3 protein-coding genes are annotated in these 4,108 nt (G+C 72.4%); 2 read left to right on the top strand and 1 reads right to left on the bottom strand.

Features of this window, described 5'->3' with window-relative positions; all coding sequences use genetic code 11:
• Positions 1-102 precede the first annotated feature (102 nt).
• A complete protein-coding gene (locus tag MXD58_RS30810; RefSeq protein WP_250609834.1) occupies positions 103-738 on the bottom strand; it encodes a copper resistance CopC family protein in 636 nt (211 codons plus the stop codon).
• Positions 739-1,066: 328 nt separating this feature from the next.
• On the opposite strand from MXD58_RS30810, the gene MXD58_RS21900 reads away from it, so the two are divergent.
• Together MXD58_RS21900 and MXD58_RS21895 are read left to right on the top strand one after the other, a co-directional pair.
• On the top strand, positions 1,067-2,575 hold the full coding sequence (locus MXD58_RS21900) for an NAD(P)/FAD-dependent oxidoreductase (RefSeq protein WP_374616478.1): 1,509 nt from the start codon (positions 1,067-1,069) through the stop codon (positions 2,573-2,575).
• A gap of 402 nt (positions 2,576-2,977) precedes the next feature.
• Positions 2,978-4,108 (top strand): YihY/virulence factor BrkB family protein (locus tag MXD58_RS21895; protein ID WP_250609833.1); only part of this gene is annotated, 1,131 nt, incomplete at its 3' end.

Below are 4,108 nucleotides of genomic sequence, written 5' to 3'. Positions count from 1 at the left end.
GCAACGCCCCGGGACCCGGCGCGGCACTGCCGCGTCCCCCGGCCGTGACGGGCGCGGCGGGCGCGGGCTGGGTGCCACCCGCCGAGGCGGAAGTGTCCATGGTCAGCGCGCTCCGGAACGACGTCGCCGCACGACGGCGAGAACCGCGCCGACGGCCAGCAGCACAACGATCACGACCACCGTGACCGTCACCCAGTGTCCACCTCCGCCGTCGTCGGTGTCCTCGGCGCCGGGCCCGGCCGTGGGGGAACTCGCGAGGACGGCCGCGCCGGTGGGGGAGGGCGTCGCCGACGCGGTCACGGTGGCGGCCGGCGGACTGGCGGCCGGTGACGCCCGCGTCACGGTGAAGCCGAACGTGCCCCCGACGGGATGACCGTCCTGCGAGACCACCTGGTAGGAGACGGTGTAGGCACCCGCGGCGGACGCGGCGAGCGGCTGGCGGACCGTCGTGCCGTCGACCTGCGGGGCGCCGCGGGTCACACTGAGGTCCCCGGGGCCCGTCACGGCGACCCGGCTGTACCGCGCGGACACCGACTCGCTGAAGGTCAGCACGACCTCGGCGGGCGGGACGTCCAGGCTCGCGCTCGTGGCGGGCGAGGTCGTCTCGAGGCTGGAGTGGGCCGACGCCGGCGCGGCGAGCGCCAGCAGGAGGCCGGGAATCAGGACGGCGACGGCGCCGACGGTCGCGACGAGCGATCCCGCCCGCCCGCGTAGGCGTCCGGCGGTGGGTATCTGCACCTGTCGTCGCACCCCGCGGATTCTACGCTCCGTAGAACGTGGATCGCGGGCACCGTCGGGCCAGCCCCGACCGCGGGCCCAGCGATCCAGCCATCGAATCGACCTGGGTCGAACAAGATAATCAATGGCGTTGACGAAGTGTCGGCAGAATTGATCATGAAAATTCGGCTGCGAGCACCACCCGCTCCCGGCACCTGAAAGGTTGCCCACCCGCACCTCCGGGCAGGCACAGAAGACGGGTCCTGCCGCCGTACTTCCGCGTCGCGGCCACACCGTCGGCAGGCGCGGGTCCTGGCCGACGGGCCGTCCAGCGCACCGGAGGTGCCCAGTGCCACCACCGCTGTCGGCGTTCCTGGCGCCGTCACTGCAGGAGAGCATCCGCCGACTCGCCCGACCGCTCGCCGGCCACCGGGCCGCGCGTGGCAGGACGCGGCGGGATTCCGGTCAGGTCGGGCTCGGCGGGACCCCGCGGGTGCCCCGCGTGGTCGTTGTCGGCAGTGGGTTCGCGGGTCTGCGGCTGCTGCGCCGGCTGGAGCGGCTGGTGCCGGCGGGGGCGGCGGAGTTCACGGTCATCTCCCCGGTGGATCACCTGCCCTACACCTCGCTGATGCCGCAGGTGTGTGCGAGTTCCGTGGAGCCGCGGCATCTCGCCATCGCGACCCGCCGGGCGTTGCGGCGCACGGTGCTGCGGCTGGGACACGCGGTGGAGGTCGACCCGCGGGCACGTACGGTGACCGTGCAGCGCAACGACGGCACGGTGGGTCGGCTGGGGTGGGACCGGCTCGTACTGGCGCCGGGTTCGGTCACCCGCACGTTCGACATTCCCGGCGTGCGGGACCACGCGATCGGCCTGAAGAACCTGAACCAGGCCGTCTACCTGCGTGATCACGTGCTGCGGCAGCTGGAGCTCGCCGACGCGGCGGTGGACGTGGGCGAGCGGCGGGCGCTGTGCACGTTCGTCGTCGTCGGCGGCGGCTACACCGGCACCGAGCTCGTCGCGCAGATGACCCGGTTCACCCGGCGGGCGGTGGCGAACTATCCGCGGGTGCGGGCCGAGGACATCCGGTGGGTTCTCATCGACCATTCCTCCCGGCTGCTGCATGAGCTGGCGCCCCCACTCGGGCGCCGCGCCGGTGAGGTGCTGGCCGCACGGGGCGTCGAGACGCTGCTGCGGACGGCGGTGACCGAGGTCGGCGAACGGTTCGTCCGGATGCGCGGGCCGGATGACGGCACCGGCGGCGCGCAGAGGTCCATCGACACCCGCACGGTCGTCTGGTGCGCCGGGGTGGCGCCCAACCCGCTGGTGTCGACGCTCGGTCTGCCCACCGCGCACGAACGCCTCGTCGTCGACGAGTACTTCCGGGTCGCCGGCGTCGATGGCCTGTTCGCGCTGGGCGACGCGGCGGCCGTGCCGGACCTGACCCGCGGGGGCGAGCCGGCGGGGCAGACCGCTCAGCACGCCGTGCGCCAGGCCGTCGTCGCGGCCCGCAACGTCGCGGCCTCCCTCGGGTACGGCAGCGCGAAGCCCTACCGGCATCACGACCTCGGCTTCGTCGTCGACCTCGGTGGGCGCGACGCGGTCGCCAATCCGTTTGGGCTGATCCTGCATGGCCTGCCCGCGGTCGTCGCCACCCGTGCGTACCACATGTACGCGCTGAACAACGGGTCCAACCGGGCCAGGGTGCTGTCCGACTGGGCCCTGGACCTGGTCGTGCCGCACCAGATCGTCCAGCTCGGCTTCGCCCGCGGTCCGCGTCCGACCCTGGCCTGTGCGGAGGAGACCGGGATCTACCCGACGGCGCGCGTCCGGCCGGAGTCCGCGCGGTTCACGTCCTGATCCGATCGGGCTCGCGGCGATCGCCCGCCCGGCCGGCTGGCCGGCGCGTGCCGGAGGGCCAACGTGGACGGCGTCGCCGTGATGCGTGGGCGATGGCCGGATCGGGTCAGTTGATGGCCCGGGGCCGTACTTTCCGCGTCATGATGTGATCGAGACGATGCTGAGGGTCGCGACTCCAGCCAGGGGCGGAGGAGCCGATCCGTCAACGCGATGATGAGCGCGCGTCGATGTCCATCCCCGGTGTCGCCGGTTCCCTCACGGGGGACCGGCACGCCCGGGCCACCAGCGACAGACCCTCACCCCCCGGTCGGGCGATCGGCGACGATGGCCGTGCCCTTACCGCGGCGGGGCCATGACGGGCTGGCAACGGGTGTGTGACCAGCCCGAACGGGGGAGATCGTCATGACGGCGGACGAATGGGGGAGACGCGGGATGGGGCTTGGCGGCCGGCTGGACCGCGCACAGCGACGCCACCGCGGCCTCGGCTTCGTCGTCGCCGTTCTGTACAAGTTCGCCGACGATCAGGGCGGCTACCTGGCGGCGCTCATCACCTTCTACTCTTTCCTGTCGCTGTTCCCGTTGTTGCTGCTGCTGACCACCGGCCTCGGTTTCGTCCTGCATGGCCACCAGCATCTGCAGGAGCAGGTCGTCAGCTCCGCGCTGAGCCAGTTCCCGATCATCGGTGACCAGTTGCGGGACGACGTGCAGGCGCTCAAGGGCAGCGGGGTCGCGGTCGCCATCGGCGTCCTCGGCGCGGTGTACGGCAGCCTCGGTGTCGCCCGGGCGATCGGCAACGCGCTGGACACCGTGTGGGCGGTGCCGCGTCGATCACGTCCCAACCCGTTCTTCGCCCGGGTGCGCAGCCTCAGCCTGATCGGTCTGCTCGGCCTCGGTGTCGCCATGACCACGATCCTGTCGACCGTGACGACCGGCGCCTCCGCGTTCGGCCGGCTCGGGGCCGGGTTCCAGGTCCTCGCCGTCGCGATCTCCGCGGCGGGTAACGCCGGGCTGATCCTCGTCGCCTTCAAGGTCCTCACCGTCCGGTCCATCCGGGTCATGGAGATCCTGCCCGGAGCGGTGTTCACTGCCGTGGGCTGGCAGCTCGTCCAGACCCTCGGTGGCTACTACCTCGCGCACCAGCTCAAGGGATCCACCCAGGTGTATGGGCTGTTCGGGCTGGTGCTCGGTCTGATCACCTGGCTGTACTTCCTCGCGGTCCTCGTCGTCACCGGGATGGAGGTCAACGCGGTACGGGTGGGGCGGCTCTATCCACGGGCGTTGCTGACCCCGTTCCTCGACGCCGTCGAACTCACCGACTCCGACCGGCGGGCCTACACCTCCTACGCCCAGGCCGAACAGTTCAAAAGTTTCCAGCGCGTGGAGGTGACCTTCACCGACGCACCCGAGCGGCATCGCCCGCGCGCGGGCCAGGCAGCCGAGTCGCCGGCCGGCCCGGCGCCCGTCACCCAGCCCCCGGATCAGTCCCCGCCCACGGGTGAGAAGTCCGCCGCGCACGAGCGCGCGGGCACCCCC

This window comes from Frankia sp. AgKG'84/4, from assembly GCF_023242965.2.
Taxonomy (GTDB): domain Bacteria; phylum Actinomycetota; class Actinomycetes; order Frankiales; family Frankiaceae; genus Frankia.
The sequence above is the reverse complement of the archived record's forward strand: the minus strand, read 5'-3'. Positions and strand labels throughout refer to the sequence as shown.